This is a genomic window from Streptococcus sp. 2018110, from assembly GCF_019754115.1.
Taxonomy (GTDB): Bacteria; Bacillota; Bacilli; order Lactobacillales; family Streptococcaceae; genus Streptococcus; species Streptococcus hashimotonensis.
The window spans coordinates 37,509-57,058 of the sequence record NZ_JAIJZO010000015.1 but is presented as its reverse complement, the minus strand read 5'-3'; the positions used below and the strand labels follow the sequence as shown (position 1 = coordinate 57,058).

At 41.5% G+C, this 19,550-nt stretch carries 16 protein-coding genes, 2 tRNA genes, 1 rRNA gene and 1 pseudogene; 16 read left to right on the top strand and 4 right to left on the bottom strand.

The window, feature by feature from the left end; all coding sequences use genetic code 11:
• The first annotated feature begins 131 nt into the window (after positions 1 to 131).
• From rrf to recG, 4 genes are all read left to right on the top strand, one after another.
• Positions 132 to 247, top strand: a 5S ribosomal RNA gene (gene rrf / locus K5Q34_RS09025).
• Between the two features lie 4 nt (positions 248 to 251).
• Positions 252 to 324 (top strand) — tRNA-Asn (locus K5Q34_RS09020).
• 22 nt (positions 325 to 346) lie between these two features.
• Positions 347 to 418: transfer RNA gene (locus tag K5Q34_RS09015), tRNA-Glu, on the top strand.
• A gap of 116 nt (positions 419 to 534) precedes the next feature.
• The gene (gene recG, locus K5Q34_RS09010) at positions 535 to 2,553 is read left to right on the top strand and encodes an ATP-dependent DNA helicase RecG (protein ID WP_221864867.1); all 2,019 of its coding nucleotides are present in this window, start codon (positions 535 to 537) and stop codon (positions 2,551 to 2,553) included.
• A gap of 62 nt (positions 2,554 to 2,615) precedes the next feature.
• Here recG and K5Q34_RS09005 read toward each other — a convergent pair whose 3' ends face one another.
• Entirely contained in the window at positions 2,616 to 3,575 is a 960-nt protein-coding gene (locus tag K5Q34_RS09005) for an asparaginase (RefSeq protein WP_221864866.1), read from the bottom strand.
• Positions 3,576 to 3,644: 69 nt separating this feature from the next.
• Here K5Q34_RS09005 and K5Q34_RS11845 point away from each other — a divergent pair.
• Positions 3,645 to 5,010: pseudogene (locus K5Q34_RS11845) on the top strand (Cof-type HAD-IIB family hydrolase).
• A 15-nt stretch (positions 5,011 to 5,025) separates the two neighbouring features.
• On the opposite strand, the gene K5Q34_RS08990 reads toward K5Q34_RS11845, so the two are convergent.
• Complete coding sequence (locus tag K5Q34_RS08990; protein ID WP_004195772.1) at positions 5,026 to 5,478, bottom strand: universal stress protein; 453 nt, start codon at positions 5,476 to 5,478, stop codon at positions 5,026 to 5,028.
• Between the two features lie 154 nt (positions 5,479 to 5,632).
• Between K5Q34_RS08990 and K5Q34_RS08985 the strand changes: the two genes are divergently transcribed.
• The 8 genes from K5Q34_RS08985 to gatB all read left to right on the top strand — a co-directional run bounded on the left by K5Q34_RS08985 (position 5,633) and on the right by gatB (position 13,388).
• On the top strand, positions 5,633 to 6,847 hold the full coding sequence (locus K5Q34_RS08985) for a pyridoxal phosphate-dependent aminotransferase (protein WP_105136576.1): 1,215 nt from the start codon (positions 5,633 to 5,635) through the stop codon (positions 6,845 to 6,847).
• A 151-nt stretch (positions 6,848 to 6,998) separates the two neighbouring features.
• Entirely contained in the window at positions 6,999 to 7,787 is a 789-nt protein-coding gene (gene codY / locus K5Q34_RS08980) for a GTP-sensing pleiotropic transcriptional regulator CodY (protein WP_023369388.1), read from the top strand.
• Between the two features lies 1 nt (position 7,788).
• Positions 7,789 to 8,340: a cysteine hydrolase family protein gene (locus K5Q34_RS08975; RefSeq protein WP_024407237.1), complete on the top strand. Its 552-nt coding sequence runs from the start codon at positions 7,789 to 7,791 to the stop codon at positions 8,338 to 8,340.
• A 415-nt stretch (positions 8,341 to 8,755) separates the two neighbouring features.
• Positions 8,756 to 9,103 (top strand): 50S ribosomal protein L19, encoded by a 348-nt coding sequence (gene rplS, locus K5Q34_RS08970; RefSeq protein ID WP_011921928.1) that lies wholly within the window; start codon positions 8,756 to 8,758, stop codon positions 9,101 to 9,103.
• 186 nt (positions 9,104 to 9,289) lie between these two features.
• The gene (locus tag K5Q34_RS08965) at positions 9,290 to 9,964 is read left to right on the top strand and encodes a hydrolase (RefSeq protein ID WP_024407238.1); all 675 of its coding nucleotides are present in this window, start codon (positions 9,290 to 9,292) and stop codon (positions 9,962 to 9,964) included.
• 216 nt (positions 9,965 to 10,180) lie between these two features.
• A complete protein-coding gene (gene gatC, locus K5Q34_RS08960; protein ID WP_011921930.1) occupies positions 10,181 to 10,483 on the top strand; it encodes an Asp-tRNA(Asn)/Glu-tRNA(Gln) amidotransferase subunit GatC in 303 nt (100 codons plus the stop codon).
• Positions 10,483 to 11,949 carry an Asp-tRNA(Asn)/Glu-tRNA(Gln) amidotransferase subunit GatA gene (gatA, locus tag K5Q34_RS08955; RefSeq protein WP_221864864.1) on the top strand — a complete coding sequence of 489 codons (1,467 nt, stop codon included), beginning with the start codon at positions 10,483 to 10,485 and terminating at the stop codon, positions 11,947 to 11,949. The genes gatC and gatA overlap by 1 nt, the downstream gene beginning before the upstream one ends.
• Complete coding sequence (gene gatB / locus K5Q34_RS08950; RefSeq protein WP_221864863.1) at positions 11,949 to 13,388, top strand: Asp-tRNA(Asn)/Glu-tRNA(Gln) amidotransferase subunit GatB; 1,440 nt, start codon at positions 11,949 to 11,951, stop codon at positions 13,386 to 13,388. Before gatA ends, gatB begins: the two co-directional genes overlap by 1 nt.
• Before the next feature lie 57 nt (positions 13,389 to 13,445).
• Here gatB and K5Q34_RS08945 read toward each other — a convergent pair whose 3' ends face one another.
• Entirely contained in the window at positions 13,446 to 14,351 is a 906-nt protein-coding gene (locus tag K5Q34_RS08945) for a helix-turn-helix domain-containing protein (protein WP_221864862.1), read from the bottom strand.
• A 270-nt stretch (positions 14,352 to 14,621) separates the two neighbouring features.
• Between K5Q34_RS08945 and K5Q34_RS08940 the strand changes: the two genes are divergently transcribed.
• Genes K5Q34_RS08940 through K5Q34_RS08930 form a run of 3 tightly spaced genes read left to right on the top strand, consistent with a single transcriptional unit; the run spans position 14,622 to position 18,474 of the window.
• Positions 14,622 to 17,207, top strand: coding sequence for an SEC10/PgrA surface exclusion domain-containing protein (locus K5Q34_RS08940; RefSeq protein WP_221864861.1), 2,586 nt, complete (start codon positions 14,622 to 14,624; stop codon positions 17,205 to 17,207).
• A gap of 3 nt (positions 17,208 to 17,210) precedes the next feature.
• Entirely contained in the window at positions 17,211 to 17,375 is a 165-nt protein-coding gene (locus tag K5Q34_RS08935; RefSeq protein ID WP_221864860.1) for a hypothetical protein, read from the top strand.
• A 55-nt stretch (positions 17,376 to 17,430) separates the two neighbouring features.
• Entirely contained in the window at positions 17,431 to 18,474 is a 1,044-nt protein-coding gene (locus tag K5Q34_RS08930) for a hypothetical protein (protein WP_221864859.1), read from the top strand.
• 55 nt (positions 18,475 to 18,529) lie between these two features.
• On the opposite strand, the gene K5Q34_RS08925 is transcribed toward K5Q34_RS08930, so the two are convergent.
• Entirely contained in the window at positions 18,530 to 19,528 is a 999-nt protein-coding gene (locus tag K5Q34_RS08925; RefSeq protein WP_221864858.1) for a LacI family DNA-binding transcriptional regulator, read from the bottom strand.
• Positions 19,529 to 19,550 lie beyond the last annotated feature (22 nt).

Genomic DNA, 19,550 nt, shown 5'->3' with positions numbered 1-19,550 from the left:
GGAGATTTATCTAAATCACTAGCTTTTTAGTTCGAATACAATTACTTATTAAAACCGAAGTCAATATTGACAGCGTTGGTAAAACTTGTTAGAATATAGATATTCAATTTTGAGTTGACAAGACTCAGTAGTTAAGTGACGATAGCCTAGGAGATACACCTGTACCCATGCCGAACACAGCAGTTAAGCCCTAGAACGCCTGAAGTAGTTGGGGGTTGCCCCCTGTTAGATACGGTAGTCGCTTAGCATATTCCGCCATAGCTCAGTTGGTAGAGCGCATGACTGTTAATCATGATGTCACAGGTTCGAGCCCTGTTGGCGGAGTAAAGAGAAATCTTTAGTATATGGTCCGTTGGTCAAGGGGTTAAGACACCGCCTTTTCACGGCGGTAACACGGGTTCGAATCCCGTACGGACTATATTGGGAGGCTGCTTAGGTCTCTTTTTTTGTTTTTTGAGGTGAATGGGCTTTAATTTAGCTCCTTTTCTTTTCTTGTTGCTTTGTCTATTTATTGTTTGTTGATATAATAGAGACATGAAAAGATTATGTGATGAATTATCGGTTTTGCCAGGGATTGGTCCAAAATCGGCTGAAAAATTTTTAAAAATTAACATTCAGAATATTAATGATCTGCTGACTTACTATCCATTTAGATATGAAGATTTTGAGAGTAAGTCTATTTATGATTTGCAGGATGGTGAGAAGGCAGTGGTAGTTGGGGAGGTGGTATCTCCAGCTAATGTACAGTATTATGGTTACAAAAGAAATAGACTCCGTTTTTCAATGAAACAGGGTGAGGTTGTCTTAGCAGTTTCGTTTTTTAATCAGCCTTATTTAGCAGATAAGATTGTTTTGGGGCAGGATATTGCAGTTTGGGGAAAGTGGGATAAGGCTAAGGCAAGTTTGACAGGAATGAAAGTTTTGGCTCAAGTATCAGATGAGCTGCAGCCTGTCTATCATGTGGCGCAGGGGATTTCGCAAGTAAATTTGGTTAAGGCTATTAAAACAGCTATTGATCAGGGATATTTGCATTTATTAGAGGAGAATTTACCATCAGTTTTACGAGAGCGCTATCGGTTAATGAATCGCCGAGAGGCGGTTTTTGCGATGCATTTTCCGACAAATTTAGAAGAGTATAGACAAGCTTTGCGACGTATGAAGTTTGAGGAATTATTTTATTTTCAATTACAGTTGCAAATGCTTAAAGCCAACAATCGTGATATTTCGAATGGTTTGAAGATTGCTTATGATGCTGATAGATTGGCTATGCAGATAAGACAATTGCCGTTTGCCTTAACGGATGCTCAGTCTGGGGCTTTGGCTGAAATACTATCAGATATGAAGTCCTATGGGCACATGAATCGTTTGTTACAAGGGGATGTTGGTTCAGGGAAGACAGTAGTTGCTGGATTGGCTATGTTTGCTGCTGTGACTGCGGGGATGCAGGCTGCAATTATGGTGCCGACAGAAATTTTGGCGGAGCAACACTTTGAGAGTTTGCGCCAGCTTTTTCCAGAACTTTCTATTGCTCTTTTGACAGGGGGAATGAAGGTTGCGGAGCGTCGTACTGCTTTAGAGGCGATTTCTAGTGGTCAGGTAGACATCATTGTAGGAACTCATGCTCTTATCCAGGAAAGTGTGACGTACCATAAGCTTGGTTTGGTTGTGACGGATGAACAACATCGTTTTGGTGTTAAACAGCGCCGTCTGTTTCGTGAGAAGGGTGATAATCCGGATGTGCTTATGATGACTGCTACACCTATTCCTCGGACGTTAGCCATTACAGCTTTTGGAGATATGGATGTATCGATTATTAATCAGTTGCCTGCTGGTCGGAAGCCAATTATCACTCGCTGGGTCAAACATCAACAGTTGCCCACGGTCTTAGATTGGTTGGAGCGGGAGTTAGAAGTAGGTGCTCAGGTTTATTTTATCTCTCCGCTGATTGAAGAATCTGAGGCTCTGGATTTAAAAAATGCTGTAGATCTGCAATCTGATTTACAGGCGCATTTTGGAGAGCAAGTTACAGTGGATTTGTTACACGGTAAGATGAAAAATGACGAGAAAGATGCCATCATGCAGGCTTTTAAGGAGCGAAAAACGAATATTTTGGTTTCTACGACTGTTATTGAAGTCGGAGTCAATGTGCCCAATGCAACGGTGATGGTTATTATGGATGCAGATCGTTTTGGTTTAAGCCAATTACATCAGTTGAGAGGGCGTGTAGGACGTGGTCATAAGCAGTCTTATGCAGTGTTAGTTGCTAATCCTAAAACAGAGTCTGGTAAGGAACGCATGAAAATTATGACAGAGACGACAGATGGTTTTATTTTGGCTGAAGCTGACTTGAAAATGCGTGGTTCAGGTGAAATTTTTGGAACTCGTCAATCAGGTTTGCCAGAATTTCAGGTTGCAAATATTATCGAGGACTATCCAATTTTAGAGGAAGCAAGACGAGTTGCTAGTCAGATTGTTAGCGTGGAAAATTGGCAGGAGGACCCTAATTGGTCGATTTTACTTGCTAATTTGAAAGATGGAGAGGAATTGGATTAGTCATATAAAAAGGCCAACACACATGTGCTGGTCTTTTGACATATTGTATAGTGCGTCAGCGATTAACCTTGGATGTAATCTGCCAAGCTTTGCTCTTCCAAGCCTGCATTGAGAGCGATAAGGAGTTTGAGTCGGGCTTTTTGAGCATTCAATTCTTTAACAAATAGAATGCCGTCTTGTTCCAGTTGGATGCCACCTCCTTGGTAGGCATAGACAGGCTCAGCAATTCCGTTAAAACAGCGAGATACCAGAATAATGGGTATCTTTTGATCAAGGAGTTTCTTAGTGGCTGGAAGGATGGTAGGCGGAAGATTTCCGGCGCCGAGTGCTTCAATGACTAAGCCGGAAATTGAGCCTGCAGTGAGAGAATCAAGGAGGATGGAGTCCATATCTGCATAAGCTTTTATGATTGGGACCGTTCCTGTGACTCTTGACAAGTCAAATCGAACACGTGGTTCAGCAGTTTTAAAATAGAGAATCTCTCGTTTGGTGACTAAGCCCAGTGGTCCATGGGTTGGTGTTTGAAAGGTTGAGACATTGGTGGTATGCGTTTTTGTAACATATTTAGCAGCATGAATTTCATCGTTCATGACCACTAGAACACCTTTATCTGCGGATTTATCATCAGCAGCCACACGTAGGGCTGTTCGGTAGTTATAAATCCCGTCGCTACCTAGTTCATTTGAGGAACGCATAGCTCCGGTCAATACAATTGGTTTTTCTGGAATAGCCATTGTATCAAGGAAATAGGCAGTTTCTTCTAAAGTATCTGTGCCATGTGTAATGACAAAACCATCGAAGTTCATTTGTTCTTCTTTGATTTTTTGGTATAGAGCCATCATGTGTTCTAAGCGAATGTGTGGACTTGGAACATTGAGAAAATCCAAGGATGTCACTTGAATTTCTTCTAGTGGGCTATCAATTTGGGTCATTGGATTGATTTTACTCGATGCAACTTCACCCTGATGATTGGATTGCATAGAAATGGTTCCACCTGTATGCAATACTAGAATTTTTTTCATAAATTTTCAGTTTCTTTCAAAGTGTGATATACTAATTGTAACATAATTCTTAGAAAGTAGGTGAGTTGGTTGACGATAAAGGCTGTATTTTTCGATATTGATGGTACCTTATTGACCGACAATCGCATGGTTAGTAGTTCAACTATTCTCGCCATTAATGCTTTGAAAGAGAAGGGGATTTTAGTTGGTCTAGCTACAGGACGTGACCCTCGTTTTGTTTTGCAGTATATGGCTAGTTTAGGGCTAGATTTGGCCATTGCTTATAACGGTCAATATATTTTCTCAAGAGAAGAAGTTATTTATAGTCAGAGTTTAGAGCCAAAGCAAATTGAACAAATTATGGAGTATGCGCAAACTCACCATAAGGATTTGTCTTTTGGAACTGCTAAAGGCATATTTGGTAGTAAGATTATGAGTGCTGGAACAGGAAATTTTGCATATCGTGTGACGCGTATGATTCCGGAGTCCTGGGCTGGAATCATAAACTTTGTTTTCAATCGCTTGGTACGTTGGATTAGTCCTCAACAGGAAACGAATTTGAAGGTTTTTCTCTTTCAACCAATCTATCAGCTGATGTTGCTGACGACGGAAAGGGAGACACAATCATTGGAGGTACTCTTTCCGAACTTGTCTTTTACGCGTTCGAGTCCCTATGCGACGGATATTATCAGTAAGGGAAATTCAAAATTATCGGGTATTGTAAAGGTTGCGGATCGATATGGTTTTGAGTTAGATGAAGTTATGGTATTCGGAGATTCTAATAATGATTTTGAAATGTTGAATGAAATTCAGCACTCGGTAGCGATGGGAAATGGGACGAAAAAGGTGAAACAAGCAGCTTCCTTTGTTACAGATACAAATAATCGTGATGGGATTTATAAGGCATTAATTCATTTTGGTGTGATTGAGGGATAAGATGTTTCAGAGCAAGGACGATAATTTTAATAGGGTAAAGGATTTTCATTTTTTAATGGATGGTGAAACCCAAGAACTTCCCAGTGTGTATGATGGACAGACGGCTTTGCATCGCGCTGGTTTTAAAGTGGAGGAGTTGGTAGAATTTCTACATGCAGCTTCAGAATCTGAAGTTGAGTTTCATGATTTTATTCAACAACTTCATCAGGATTTAGATACTGCTGCTGTTAAGGTATCTGGCAAGAGAAGTTTCGGGGTTTCGATGCAGGATCAGGTAGATGCTTTGCTGGATATTCTTTATTTTACATATGGTTCGTTTGTTTTGATGGGGGTTGATCCAGAACCAATTTTTCAGATAGTCCATACTGCAAATATGGGGAAAATATTTCCAGATGGGAAGGCCCATTTTGATCCAATTACTCATAAAATTTTAAAACCTGATGATTGGGAAGAACGGTTTGCGCCGGAGGAAAAGATTCAGGAAGAGCTGAAAAGACAGATGAAAAGACTTGATTCGTAAATCAAGTCTTTTGGTTTATAAACTTTTTTCTCCATCGCGAACAATGAGTAAATCGATAGTTGCGTGGCGCATGATATATTCGGATGAGGATCCGATTAGGAGACGTTCAAAGGCGTTTAGACCAGTTGCTCCAAGTAACATAAGATCCGCACCGGTTTCCTTTGGAATATCGATAGCCAGTAGGGTTTTTGGGTTACCGAATTCAATGCGAATCTGTACATCGGTCAGACCAGCGTTGAGGGCTTCTTGTTTGTATTCTTCGAGGAGGAGCTCCGCCTCTCTTTCTAAAGATTCATAGACAGAGGCGTCAAATGCAACAACATTGTGGAGAGCACGGGTATCAATCACATGGGCGATAATCAGACGTGCTTGGTTACGTAGTGCGACATGAATGGCTTTATGAAGAGCTAATTCTGCACCTTTAGAGCCGTCTACAGCGACGAGTATTGTTTTGTAAGATTGTGTCATAATAATCACTCCTTTCAGAAGAGCTTTGTCCCGAAATAGGTAGAGTAGTCCCTTACATTTTTATTATAAGCCTTTTGAGAGAAAATGTAAAGGATTCTTGTGCTTTTTTAGCTTTTACAGTACAATAGAAAAGATAGAAAGTCGAGGTGACGACATGAAGCAATTTAACAAGTCAACAAAATTGGATGATGTAGCATATGATATTCGTGGGCCTGTTTTGGAAGAGGCCATGCGCATGCGTGCCAATGGAGAGCAGATTTTACGTTTGAATACGGGGAATCCTGCAGAATTTGGTTTTACTGCTCCAGATGAGGTTATTCGTGACTTGATTCATAACGCCCGTAAATCTGAGGGATACTCGAACAGTAAGGGAATTTTTTCTGCACGTAAGGCTATCATGCAGTATTGTCAGCTAAAGAAATTTCCAAATGTTGATATTGAAGATATTTATCTTGGAAACGGCGTGAGTGAGCTGATTGTTATGTCTATGCAAGGTTTGCTAGATAATGGTGATGAGGTGTTGGTGCCAATGCCAGACTATCCTCTCTGGACTGCCGCAGTTAGTTTGGCTGGTGGTAAAGCTGTTCACTATGTTTGTGATGAAGCAGCTGAATGGTATCCAGATTTGGCAGACATGGAGTCCAGGGTGACTTCTCGAACCAAGGCAATTGTCCTTATCAATCCAAATAATCCAACTGGTGCTCTCTATCCGAAAGAAATTTTAGAAGGAATCATTGATATTGCTCGTAGACACGAATTGATTATTTTCTCTGATGAGATTTATGATCGTATGGTCTTTGACGGAGCTGTTCATATCCCTATTGCGACACTGGCTCCAGATTTATTTGTTGTGACGATGAATGGACTGTCTAAATCGCATCGTATTTGTGGTTTCCGAGTAGGTTGGATGGTCTTATCTGGTCCGAAAAAGCATGTAAAAGGTTACATTGAAGGCTTGAATATGTTGTCCAATATGCGTTTGTGTTCAAACGTTTTGGCGCAACAGGTTGTTCAAACTTCTTTGGGAGGTTACCAATCGGTTGATGAACTCTTGATGCCTGGCGGACGCTTATATGAACAAAGGGAGTTTATTACTAAGGCGATTAATGATATTCCAGGGCTTTCTGCTGTAAAACCTAAGGCTGGTCTGTATGTCTTCCCAAAAATTGATCGTGAGATGTACAGAGTTGATGATGATGAACAATTTGTATTGGATTTCCTCAAGCAAGAAAAAGTACTTTTGGTCCATGGTCGAGGTTTTAACTGGAAGGATCCAGATCATTTCCGTATTGTGTATTTACCACGTGTGGATGAGTTGGCAGAAATTCAAGAAAAAATGTCACGATTCTTGCGGCAATATCGTAGATAATGGAATTTAGGGCTGAATGTTAATCAGCCTTTTCTTTTTACTTGAATGAAATTGTTTGTATTTTTCTAACAACGGTAAATATTCTGATAATTGTTGAAATTTTATGTATTTTTTGCTATACTGAAAGCAATTACAGAGTAAAGAGGAAAATATGACAACATTATTAGAGAAGACACGGAATATTACTTCTATTTTGAAGCGTTCCGAAGAGCAATTGGCAGAAGAATTGCCTTACAATGCCATTGCTGAGCATTTATCAGCTATTATTGACTGCAACTCGTGCATCATTAATAGTGAAGGTGAGGTTTTGGGATACCACATGAACTATGAGACGAACAATGATCGTGTGGAAGAATTTTTCCAAAATAAACAATTCCCAGAAGGATATGTAAAAGCAGTTGCGCAGGTTTACGATACGCAGGTTAATTTGCCTGTTGAGAGCGAGTTGACTGCCATCCCTGTCGAATCACGTTCGACCTATCCAAATGGTCTGACAACGATAGCGCCTATCCATGTGACGGGGATTCGTTTTGGTTCGCTTATTATTTGGCGGAATGATGAGCAGTTTCACGATGATGATTTGATTTTGGTGGAGATTGCGGCAACAGTAGTTGGTATTCAGTTACTTAATTTCCAACGGGAAGAAGACGAGAAGAATATCCGTCGTCGTGCGGCAGTTAATATGGCGGTAAATACGCTATCTTACTCAGAAATGAAGGCAGTTGCAGCTATTTTGGGTGAATTGGATGGCAATGAGGGGCAATTGACTGCTTCTGTGATTGCAGATCGTATCGGTATTACACGCTCGGTGATTGTGAATGCACTGCGTAAGTTGGAGAGTGCAGGGATTATTGAAAGTCGTTCTTTGGGAATGAAGGGGACTTATTTGAAAGTTCTCATCCCAGCTATTTTTGATGAAATTAAGAAACGTGACTACTAAAATGACTAAAGCATTGATTTCGATTGATTATACAATAGATTTTGTGGCAGACGAAGGAAAGTTGACTGCTGGAAAATCAGCTCAGGCTATTTCTGAACGAATTGCTCAGGTTACGCAAGAAGCTTTTGAAAATGGAGACTACATTTTCTTTGCGATTGATGGTCATGAGGAGGGGGATGAATTTCATCCTGAAGCTCAGCTTTTCCCAAGCCATAATATCATTGGGACGCAAGGGCGTGACTTGTATGGTCCTTTAGCAGATTTTTATCAAAAACATAAAGGGCATGCGCGTGTTCGTTGGATGGATAAACGTCATTATTCTACTTTTTCTGGGACGGATTTGGATGTTCGACTAAGAGAACGTGGTGTAGATACGGTTGTCTTGACGGGTGTTTTGTCTGATATTTGTGTTCTTCATACAGCTATTGATGCTTATAATAAGGGGTATCGTATTGAGGTGGTCTCATCAGCCATTGCTGCATTGACGGAGGAGAATCATCAGTTTGCTCTCAACCATTTGCGTCATGTACTTGGTGCGACAATCATTGACTAATAGTATAGTGACCAGTCTGTGGACTGGTTTTTCGTTTTTCTCCAACAGGAATCTGTATCATGAACACTCTTTGAAAATCAAACTCAGACCTTATTGACTTAGCTTGATGAACTTCAGTTCCATCTACAACTACGTCGTCAGTCTGATTCTGATATAGTCATTTCGTTTTTCTTTTATTACTTCGTTAACTCGCTTTGCCGTACTCCAGTACTGTCTGCAGCTCGTTGCCTAGTACTAAAAGTAAACTAAAAGACTATAAAAGAAGCGGTGTGATTGACCATGATAAATTTATCAAAATGCTTTACATAGGTGATTACTTGGTGTATAATATATTCTGTGTGTAATGGACGCACAAAAATACAGTTTATCCGCTGGGTTTAAAAGCACCTAAGATTGACAAAGATAGGAGAATAAAATGAATCCATTGATCCAAAGTTTGACAGAAGGTCAACTTCGTACTGACATCCCTTCATTCCGTCCTGGTGACACTGTGCGTGTTCACGCTAAGGTTGTCGAAGGTAACCGCGAACGTATCCAGATTTTCGAGGGTGTTGTTATCTCTCGTAAAGGTCAAGGCATCTCAGAAATGTACACTGTACGTAAAATCTCTGGTGGTGTAGGTGTTGAACGTACATTCCCAATCCACACTCCACGTGTTGATAAGATTGAAGTAGTACGTTACGGTAAAGTACGTCGTGCTAAATTGTACTACCTACGTGCATTGCAAGGTAAAGCAGCACGTATCAAAGAAATCCGTCGTTAAGATAGTCCTACAGACTATTTTGGTCGGAGAAATGGGAGGCAGCGAAAGCTGTCTCTTTTTTTAAAAAAATCTGTTGAAAAGTACTTTATTGTGAAAGCAGTGGCAAAATGGATTGTTTTTGTGTCTCTTCCATGAAATAATATGTTATACTATATATTATTGTAGCTAGTATAGAGGAGGTTGCGGATGAGCGAACAGTTTATTCCATCTGTTTTATCAGATTTACGGCAGGATATTGTTCAGATGCCAGAAGTTATCAAGGAATGTAGTGGAATTCGTATTTATGGTCGTCGCATTCGTTCAGTATTATTTACAACGGATGTGTCGATTATTGCCAATCACAACGCAGATGCTATTTTGGCTGTATATCCATTTACGCCCAGTCCAGCTATTATCAAAAGTATTATGTTGGTTGCGTCAGTTCCAGTCTTGGCTGGTGTTGGTGGAGGCTTGACGACAGGTATGCGTTCAGCTAATATGAGTCTATTGTCTGAGTCGGAGGGAGCATACGCTGTTGTGGTAAATGGACCAACGGATGTAAAAACAATTGAGGCAATCAATAAAGTAGTGGATATTCCTATCATTTATACAGTTGTTTCTGAAAAGTCTGATTTAACCTCACGGATTGAAGCAGGAGTAGATATTTTAAATGTTTCTTGCGGTATGGAAACGCCAAGGGTTGTGAAGAAGATTCGAGAAGCTTTCCCTGACTTTCCAATTATTGCGACTGGTGGTCCGACTGAGGACTCTATTCGTCGGGTTATCGAAGCTGGAGCCAATGCTGTCTCCTATACAGCACCAAGTAATGGAGAGCTTTTTAAGGGGAAAATGGAAAAATACCGCAAACATGCAAAGGATTAGTTCATAAAAAGATAGGCTAAGCAAACAGTAAGTTTTATTGCTAGATGAAACTTGCTGTTTTTTATCGTTTTACGGTGTGAGATTAGGAATACTTCGCAATTTAAAGAACGGATTTTTAGGAGGAAATAGGTAACATATTAGGTCATTTCTACCTTTGTCTGGGGCTGGAAATATGGTATAATGAGAAGATAGATTTCCATTAGGAGGAAAGTAAGAATGAAGATTTCTGAAGCTGAAGTCCGTCACGTTGCCAAGCTGTCTAAGCTGGAATTTTCGGATCAAGAAACAGCGGAATTTGCGACAAGTTTGAGCAAGATTGTCGATATGGTTGAATTGCTCAATGAAGTAGATACGACAGGTGTTGCGGTAACGACCACTATGGCTGACCGTAAGAATGTCTTGCGAGCAGATATTGCCCAAAAAGGTGAGAGCCGTGAGGAGCTCTTTAAAAATGTGCCTGAATCACAAGATAACTTTATCAAGGTACCAGCTATTCTAGACGGGGGAGGAGATGCCTAATGACTTTTAACAATAAAACCATTGATGAATTGCATGACCTTCTTGTCAAAAAGGAGATTTCTGCGGTTGAGTTGACCAAGGCAACTTTGGAAGACATTAAGAGCCGTGAGGGAGCAGTGGATGCTTTCTTGACTATCACAGAAGATGCGGCCTTGGCACAGGCTGCGGCCCTTGATGAAAAAGGGATTGATGCGGACAATGTTATGGCAGGGATTCCTTTGGCAGTCAAGGACAATATCTCAACCAAGGGGATTTTGACCACGGCAGCATCAAGAATGCTCTACAACTACGAGCCGATTTTCGATGCGACATCGGTTGCTCAGGCCTACGCAAAGGATATGATTGTTGTTGGGAAGACCAACATGGATGAGTTTGCAATGGGTGGTTCTAATGAGAACTCTGCCTTCAAACCGACTAAAAATGCTTGGGACCAGACAAAAGTTCCTGGTGGTTCTTCAGGTGGTTCGGCAGCTGCAGTTGCTGCTGGTCAAGTCCGTTTGTCACTCGGTTCTGACACAGGTGGTTCCATCCGCCAGCCTGCGGCCTTTAATGGTATCGTTGGTATGAAACCGACCTATGGAACGGTGTCCCGTTTTGGTTTGATTGCCTTTGGTTCATCTCTTGACCAGATTGGTCCATTTTCACAGACAGTTAAGGAAAATGCCCAGTTGCTCAATGTCATCTCTGGTCATGATGTCAAGGATGCAACATCAACGATCAATGAAATTGCTGACTTCACTAGCAAGATTGGTCAAGACATCAAGGGGATGAAGATTGCTCTGCCAAAAGAATACATGGGCGAAGGGATTGATCCGCAGGTCAAGGAAACCATTCTCAAGGCGGCTAAGCACTTGGAAAGTCTGGGGGCGATTATCGAGGAAGTCAGCCTGCCACATTCTAAGTATGGGGTTGCCGTTTACTACATCATTGCTTCATCAGAGGCTTCTTCTAACTTGCAACGTTTTGACGGTATCCGTTATGGTTTCCGTGCAGAAGATGCGACCAACTTGGATGAGATTTACGTGAAAACCCGTAGCCAAGGATTCGGTGAGGAAGTCAAACGTCGTATTATGTTAGGTACATTTAGCTTGTCATCTGGTTACTACGATGCCTACTTCAAGAAGGCTGGCCAGGTGCGGACTTTGATTATCCAGGATTTTGAAAAAGTCTTTGCGGACTATGACTTGATTTTAGGTCCGACAGCTCCGACAGTTGCCTTTGGTTTGGACACGCTCAACCATGACCCTGTGGCTATGTACTTGGCGGACTTGTTAACAATTCCTGTAAACTTGGCTGGTCTTCCTGGTCTTTCTATTCCTGCTGGTTTTGTGGAAGGCTTGCCAGTCGGTTTGCAGTTGATTGGTCCAAAATACTCAGAAGAGACCATTTACCAAGTGGCTGCTGCCTTTGAAGCGACAACAGACTACCACAAGCAACAACCAGTGATTTTTGGAGGTGCTAACTAATGAACTTTGAAACGATTATTGGTCTAGAAGTCCATGTGGAGTTGAATACCAACTCGAAAATTTTCTCACCTTCATCTGCTCATTTTGGTGAGGATCCAAATGCTAATACCAACGTGATTGACTGGTCTTTCCCAGGTGTCCTTCCTGTCCTTAACAAGGGCGTTGTGGATGCGGGGATCAAGGCTGCCTTGGCCTTGAACATGGACATTCACAAGGACATGCACTTTGACCGTAAGAACTATTTCTATCCTGATAACCCTAAGGCCTATCAGATTTCCCAGTTTGACGAGCCAATCGGCTACAATGGTTGGATTGAGATTGAGCTAGAAGACGGTACGACTAAGAAAATTCGTATCGAGCGTGCGCATTTGGAAGAGGATGCAGGTAAGAATACCCACGGGACAGATGGTTATTCTTATGTGGACCTCAACCGTCAGGGTGTTCCTTTGATTGAGATTGTGTCAGAAGCGGATATGCGTTCGCCTGAAGAGGCTTATGCCTACTTGACAGCTCTCAAGGAAATCATCCAATACACCGGCATCTCAGATGTGAAGATGGAAGAGGGTTCTATGCGCGTGGATGCCAACATCTCACTTCGTCCTTATGGTCAGGAGAAATTTGGTACCAAGACTGAGTTGAAAAACCTCAACTCCTTCAACTATGTTCGCAAGGGCTTGCAGCACGAAGTAGAACGTCAGGCGAAAATCTTGCGTTCAGGTGGTCAAATCCAGCAGGAAACTCGCCGTTATGATGAATCTACTGGTGAAACCATTCTCATGCGTGTCAAAGAAGGGTCAGCTGACTACCGTTACTTCCCAGAGCCAGATCTACCACTTTATGAGATTGATGATAGCTGGATTGAGGAAGTGCGTGCAGAATTGCCAGTCTTTCCAAAGGCTCGCCGCGCTCACTATGTGGAAAACTTGGGCTTGACCGCCTACGATGCTGGTCAGTTGACATCTACTAAGGCTCTGTCTGATTTCTTTGAAGCAGCCGTGGCAGTAGGTGGCGATGCTAAACAAGTATCTAACTGGTTGCAGGGTGAAGTGGCTCAGTTCCTCAATGTTGAAGGTAAGACTATTGAGCAAATCGCCTTAACACCTGAAAACTTGGTGGAGATGATTGCCTTGATTGCGGATGGTACTATTTCATCTAAGATTGCCAAGAAAGTCTTTGTTCACTTGGCCAAAGAAGGTGGCTCTGCTAAGGCTTACGTTGAGAAAGCTGGCTTGGTACAGATTTCTGACCCTGCGGTCTTGATTCCGATTATCCACCAAGTCTTTGCGGATAATGAAGCAGCCGTAGCCGACTTCAAGTCTGGTAAACGCAATGCAGACAAGGCCTTTACAGGCTTCTTGATGAAAGCAACCAAGGGACAAGCTAATCCACAAGTTGCTCAACAACTCTTGGCTCAGGAATTGGCTAAGTTGTTAGACTAAAATGAATAGAAGAAAACCGAGAATTCGTTGTGAACTCTCGGTTTTTTTGTGCTTATCTTAATATAAATCCTTGCCTGTTTTGTTTAGTTTGTTGCAATTATAGATAAAGGCTTTGATGAAATTCGAATAATAATTTTGGTCAATAAATTTAGCACTTTCCAAGTAATTTAACATATTTTTAGCGAGTTCGAAAGCTTCAGTCTTATTCCAGCGGAATTGATTGTAGATATGTTCTACCTCAAGGAACATGAGAGGTATCGCTAAATAACCACGTTCAAATGTTTGAAGCTTTTTCACTTCTTTAATAATGTTATCAGCCCTTAGATGATAGCCTTGCTCGGAAAAGTGTTTGGCTGTGAAGGTCAGTCCATTTAAGATACGAATATAGGTGTCCGTATCTGCACTTTGTTTGTACATAAACAGGAGCTGTTTCGTCATGTGTTCCACCAATTCCAAGGGACAGTGATTGACGATACGACAGTATAATTCCAGCTCGGAACTAGTAAAGGTCTCAAGCTTCATCAGGTGATTGATAACAGGTTGAATTTTTTCAACGGTTTCTTCTGACTTGGAAATGGTTGGATAATGTCCCAGCTTGATTATCTTTAGCAATATGACTGCCTGTGTAGGATTGTCAGTTAGGTATCGATCAAATAATTTTTCGTATTCAGGAAGATAGCGAAATATGTCTTCTTCATTTGTGACATGTTTGGAAAACTCGTAAGCAGGAAATTCGATGCAATCTCCGCCATTATCTGCAAATGCAGCTGCAAAGTCCTTCCATTCTAAGCCGAGTACAATCAATAAACGGTTAAAGTTTTCAAGGGAAATTCCCTTCTCTCCCTTTTCAAAACGACTCAGAAATTGCGGTGATACAATCGTAGAAGCAGCCTCCTTTAAGCTAAGCCCTCTTTTCTCTCGTAATTGTTTAAAGGTTGGTCCAAACGGGTATAGACTCGACATAATATTCCTTCCAATCTTTTTTTAGATTAGTATACTTAAAACTAGGATAAAAATCTACAAAAAGATGACCTATGGATTCAAAAAAAAAAAAATACATTGCTTTTCGATGATATTTTGCAATATTGAACCTATAGGTTTCTATGGAAATAATTGTAAGGAAATTTATGGTATACTTTGAAAAATATAGAGTATAAATCGCTTGATATACTACATATATCAAGGTTTGACTTTAAAGTCAAACCAATCCTAACAGCAACTCAGGAGAAAACTATGAACAAAAAATCAATCAAAACTCTTGCAACAGGTGCGGCAATCGCAACAGCAATCGGTGTTACTTCTGCACCAACATTCGCTGAGGAAGTAAAACCAGTTGCAACTGAAACACCAGCAGCAGAAACTACTGCTGTAGAAGCACCAAAAACTGCTGCTGAAGCAAAATCAGAAGTGGAGGCACAAGCACAAGTTGTCGCGGATGTCCAAGCTCAAGTAGAAACTGCAAATCATCAAGCACAGTTTGCAAATTCAGACCTGTCTAACGCACAATCTGCTGTTGATACTGCAACTCAAACTGTCAAAGACGCTGAAGCAAACGCAGCAAACGCTACACCAGACAACATCGCAGCAAACCAAGCTGACCAAACAGCTAACCTTGCTGACCAGCAAGCTAACGCTGCTGAAACAGATGGAGTCAACGCTGAAATCACAGCACAAACACAAGTTGTTGCTGATGCACAAACTGCTGTTGATACTGCACAAGCAGACAAAGACCAAGCGGATAGCACCGTAGCGTCTAAACAAGCTGATGTCAAAGCCGCACAAGAGGCCCTTTCTGGTACTGGTCTTGCAGAAGCTCAAGCAAACCTTGACCAAGCTACAGCTGATGTCAAAACAGCACAAGACAACGTTGCAACTGCTACTACAGCCGTTGATACAGCTAAAAAGGCAGACGCAGACCGCCAAACTAAGATTGACGCAGCAACAACTGACCTTGCAGTCAAAACAGACGCTGTTGATACAGCAAAAGCAAAATTGATTGCGGCACAAGATGCGGTTAAAACGACAACTGACGCAGTAACCAAAGCAACAGACGCTGTCAAATCAGCAACAGACGCTCTTGCAAATGTTGAAGTTGAAGAATTTATCATTGGAGCAGGTCAATTAGAAAATGCAGATGGTACTCTTGATGACAAAACTTTTATAGAGTGGTATAAAGATTGGAGTCAAGATAAATCAAATGCTGATGCTCTTGAATTATTACGAGGTTCTGGATTTGAAGCTATTAATAAATCGTCTGTAAAACTGAATGAAGCAGATAAAGATGAGATGGTTGTAATCGGCGAATTAACAGATGCACAAAAAATCGAGATAAACACTTTTGCTGCTAGGGTCATTACAGCAATTCGTAAAAGTTTAGATCCTGCAACATTTGATGTCTATACGACCGTAGAAGTTATTGAACATGCTGACGAGCAAACATTAAAGTATGTCCAACGTGGTGAATCTATTCAAAAGTGGGCTCTTCTCCCAGCAAGTGAACAATCAAAAGCTCATATCCCACATTCGGCAGGGCTAGATAATTTGGGGGTCTCAGCTGTATATCTTCCAACTATGACAATGTATGAATTAAAACAGCAGGTCTTTGATTCAATGTTGGCATTTACCTTTTCAGATGCTCCCTCTCTTTTTGGTCATATGAGAAACCTAGTTTATTATGGAGATAGACATGCGGTATCATTTGCAAATATTCAAAATCAATTTCATATTATTCATTTTATGCAACTTGGTTCGGAGTCTGAGATATTAGGGGTAACTAATGTTAATGACCCAGCTAAACTTCAAGCTGCTCTTGAACAAGCTAAAACAGACCTTGCTACTGCCCAAGTGGCATTTACTCAAGCTCAGAAAACATTGACTCAAGCAAGTTCAGATTACGCTACCGCACTTGAAGCTAAAACACAGGCAGAGAAAGTCCTTGCTGATGCTACTGCAACACCGCTTCAAACACAGGTAGCAGAAAATAACTTGCGTCTTGCAACAATTGCTCTTCAAAACGCTGAAACTCGCAAGGCTGACGCACAAAAGGCTGTTGACAACTTCTCAGCAGACCTTGCAACTAAGAAGGCAGCCCTTGATACTGCTAAAGCTGACCTTACTACCGCACAAGCTACTGCAAGCTCTAAGGCTGAAGCTCTTAAAACAGCTCAAGCTAACCTTGCAAGCCAACAAGCAACGCTTGATAGCTTGAACAAAGAGCGTGACGCACTCCTTGCAGAAAAAGACCGCTTAGTTGAGGAAGCAAAAGCACTTGCTGAAGAATTGAACGGTTACTTGAATGCTCCTGCAATTCTTGCTGAAGCAAAAGCAACTCTCACAGCAAAACAAGCTGCTCTTGCAGACGCACAAGCAAAAGCTGAAACAGCTCAAGCTAACCTTGAAGCACTTACTGCTAAACTTGCTGAAGAAAAAGCTAAATTGGCAGAACTTCAAGCAGAGTATGAAGTCATCAAAGACTTGGAAGACAAAGCAAAAGATAACACTATTGCTACTCTTCCAGACGGAACAGTTGTTGCAGTACCAAAAGATGCACCAACAGCAATGGACAAACCAGCTGTCGATATTGATGCCATCAAACAAGCCCTTGACAAAGGTCAAGATGTGAAGATTGTTGACGGTAAGGTTGTGGTGACGGAACTGCAACCAGGTGTAACCGTCGCACCACAAGGGATTACTTACTCACGTGTCGAACGAGCTAAGGCCTTGCCAAACACAGGGGAGCAAACAAGTCTGTTGGCGCTCACAGGTGTAGCAGTATTGTCCAGTCTTGGTTTGGCAGGTGCTAGAAGACGTAGAGGGTAAGAAATGAAAGTTGAAAACAAGCTGCTATCGTTCTTGTGGAAATTTACAAAGCTATCCTTTATAGCTATAGGAATTTTGATGGGATACATTTCTAAAGCAACAGGTAGAGTATGGAAAGAGACTGCAAAGCCAAGTCAAATAAGATACAAATGGTGGTGGGAAGAATAAAGCATTTGTTGCTTTATTTTTCCTTATATAGGAAAAAACAGAAAGAATGTAAGATATGGAAGAAAGAGCACAATTATTGAATAATCTCTATACGATACGTCAGGGGCTGACCTTTATCTATGAAAAAGAGATCGCTTTGACGAAGCTTGAAAATGCTAAAAGAAAAGCAGAGCTTATTCAAGAAGAATTAGCGGATTCATTCGGAGATGGAACAAAACCTGTATCGGAAAGACTGTTGAAGTGGTCATTCTATGCAGTGTTGATGGGAGCAATTGGAAATATTGCAAAATTCTTGTTTTTAGGTCTTTGGGGGGCAGGTAATGTTAGAGAACTGTTTTGGTATTTAGTCGCAAGTGCCGTTCTCGTTTTTCTAATCCAAAAAAAGATGCGTCAGCATAAAGGCGCATGGATAGGAATTGGAATTTTTATATCACTTTTCATTGTATTAACAACACCGTTGAATATTATACATGTAGCAGTTAAATCTTTTATGAGTGTTGATATTCTTGCAGCAATTGTATTTGGCATCATATCAGTAGTTGTAGTAGCTGTTTCTTTGATTTTAGGAAATCTTTTCTATCCAAGATGGGTTAGTTTTATTAATCAGCTGATTGATGAAGAAAATCGTAAGCGTATTGAAGACAATGAAATGAGGGTGGAAGAGTACAAGCGCCAAATTGAACGAAATGAAGAGATAGCACGGGAGAAAGAACAGTGTAAACTTGAACAAAATCAAGCTGCGCAAGTATTGTCAGTGTTTGGGCAGGGTTGGTATCCTAAAGATTATTATTTTATGGATGCTGTAGATTTCTTTATTGCATCACTTGAAAATTTCAAGGCTGATAATATCAAAGAATTGGTTAATCTCTATGATGATACACAATATAAAGCGACACAATTAGCCTATCTAGCAGAGATGCAACAACTGCAAAAAGAACAATATATCAACAGCCAGAGAATGGTCGAACTCCTTCGATATAATAACTATATGCAAGCTGTGCAGATAGGGCAATTAGAAGCTATTCGCATCAATACCGCTGAAGCAGCTTCTTACCTCAAAAATTTGAGAGTTCAAGAGGTTCATAATCATTATTATTGATAATAAAAAAATCTTCTTACTCACACACAAGTAGGAAGATTTTTCTTATACCTTTTTAATAAGAACTTTCCCGTATAACCAGCTGGGTACCCAGCTTGATTTTGCGGGGGTGGTGGGGCGTTGGGCTTGTTATGACACGGTCCAGCAGTTGCATGGCTTCCTGTCCCATTTCTTCGGTGAAGACACTGATAGAGGACAGGGCTGGATAGACTTGGCGCGTGATGGCTGTGTCGTTGAAGGTGATGAGCTGGACCCGTTCTGGCACGGCGATTTGGTGCTCTTGAAGGGCTCTAAGGGCACCGACAGCCAGAGTGTCGTTTGCCATGAAGAAGGCTGGAGGCAGTTGGTCGCCCAGGTCGGAAATGGCCTGGCTCATCAGCTCATAGCCCGACTGGGTGGAGAATTTCCCTTGGTAGATGTAGTTTTCCTTTAGAATCCCCAAGGTGTCTAGATAGGTACGAAAGGCAGTTAGGCGGGGGTCTGTTGGCAGTTGGTGTCCGTCTGTGGTTTCTTCCTGTCCGACTAGGAGGCCAATATCAGTCAGACCTTGTGAACGGAAGTGGTCGATAACTGTCTGAACAGAGTGTTCAAAATCAGTTGTGACGCAGGAGAATCCCTCGGTCAGTGTATCAGAATCTACAAAGATTAGCTTGGAAGACAAGCTGGTCAGCTCTGCTATTTGCCCAGAAGAAAATTTACCAACTGCGATGATGCCGTCCAATCCTTGAAGGAGGAGATTGGTCAAGTCGTTGAAGGAGCGGATAATTTGATAGCCGAGAAGGCTGGCGGTCTGCTCGATGCTGGCACGGATGGAATAGTAGTAGAGGTCAGCCAGCTCTTCGCTTTCGGTGTACCATTGGACAATACCGATGGTGCCTTTTTGTTGAGGTGCTTGTTTTTTGAGGTGTTTGGTGTAGCCCAGGTCCTGTGCCAAGTTGAAAATGCGGTCGCGGGTTTCTTGGCTGACGGATAGGGTCAGGTCTCCCTTTAGAACTCTGGAAATGGTGGCAGAGGATAGTTGAGCTTTTTCGGCGATTTCTTTGATAGTAACCATGTTTTTCTCCTGTTTATTTGTC

Bases quoted from the DNA above. Each gene is read 5' to 3' on its own strand.
- gatB (WP_221864863.1), top strand. From the start codon at position 11,949: ATGAACTTTGAAACGATTATTGGTCTAGAAGTCCATGTGGAGTTGAAT.
- K5Q34_RS08990 (WP_004195772.1), bottom strand. From the start codon at position 5,478: ATGACACAATCTTACAAAACAATACTCGTCGCTGTAGACGGCTCTAAA.
- recG (WP_221864867.1), top strand. From the start codon at position 535: ATGAAAAGATTATGTGATGAATTATCGGTTTTGCCAGGGATTGGTCCA.
- rplS (WP_011921928.1), top strand. From the start codon at position 8,756: ATGAATCCATTGATCCAAAGTTTGACAGAAGGTCAACTTCGTACTGAC.
- K5Q34_RS08965 (WP_024407238.1), top strand. From the start codon at position 9,290: ATGAGCGAACAGTTTATTCCATCTGTTTTATCAGATTTACGGCAGGAT.
- codY (WP_023369388.1), top strand. From the start codon at position 6,999: ATGACAACATTATTAGAGAAGACACGGAATATTACTTCTATTTTGAAG.
- K5Q34_RS08940 (WP_221864861.1), top strand. From the start codon at position 14,622: ATGAACAAAAAATCAATCAAAACTCTTGCAACAGGTGCGGCAATCGCA.
- K5Q34_RS08925 (WP_221864858.1), bottom strand. From the start codon at position 19,528: ATGGTTACTATCAAAGAAATCGCCGAAAAAGCTCAACTATCCTCTGCC.
- K5Q34_RS08945 (WP_221864862.1), bottom strand. From the start codon at position 14,351: ATGTCGAGTCTATACCCGTTTGGACCAACCTTTAAACAATTACGAGAG.
- K5Q34_RS08935 (WP_221864860.1), top strand. From the start codon at position 17,211: ATGAAAGTTGAAAACAAGCTGCTATCGTTCTTGTGGAAATTTACAAAG.
- K5Q34_RS09005 (WP_221864866.1), bottom strand. From the start codon at position 3,575: ATGAAAAAAATTCTAGTATTGCATACAGGTGGAACCATTTCTATGCAA.
- K5Q34_RS08975 (WP_024407237.1), top strand. From the start codon at position 7,789: ATGACTAAAGCATTGATTTCGATTGATTATACAATAGATTTTGTGGCA.
- gatA (WP_221864864.1), top strand. From the start codon at position 10,483: ATGACTTTTAACAATAAAACCATTGATGAATTGCATGACCTTCTTGTC.
- gatC (WP_011921930.1), top strand. From the start codon at position 10,181: ATGAAGATTTCTGAAGCTGAAGTCCGTCACGTTGCCAAGCTGTCTAAG.
- K5Q34_RS08985 (WP_105136576.1), top strand. From the start codon at position 5,633: ATGAAGCAATTTAACAAGTCAACAAAATTGGATGATGTAGCATATGAT.
- K5Q34_RS08930 (WP_221864859.1), top strand. From the start codon at position 17,431: ATGGAAGAAAGAGCACAATTATTGAATAATCTCTATACGATACGTCAG.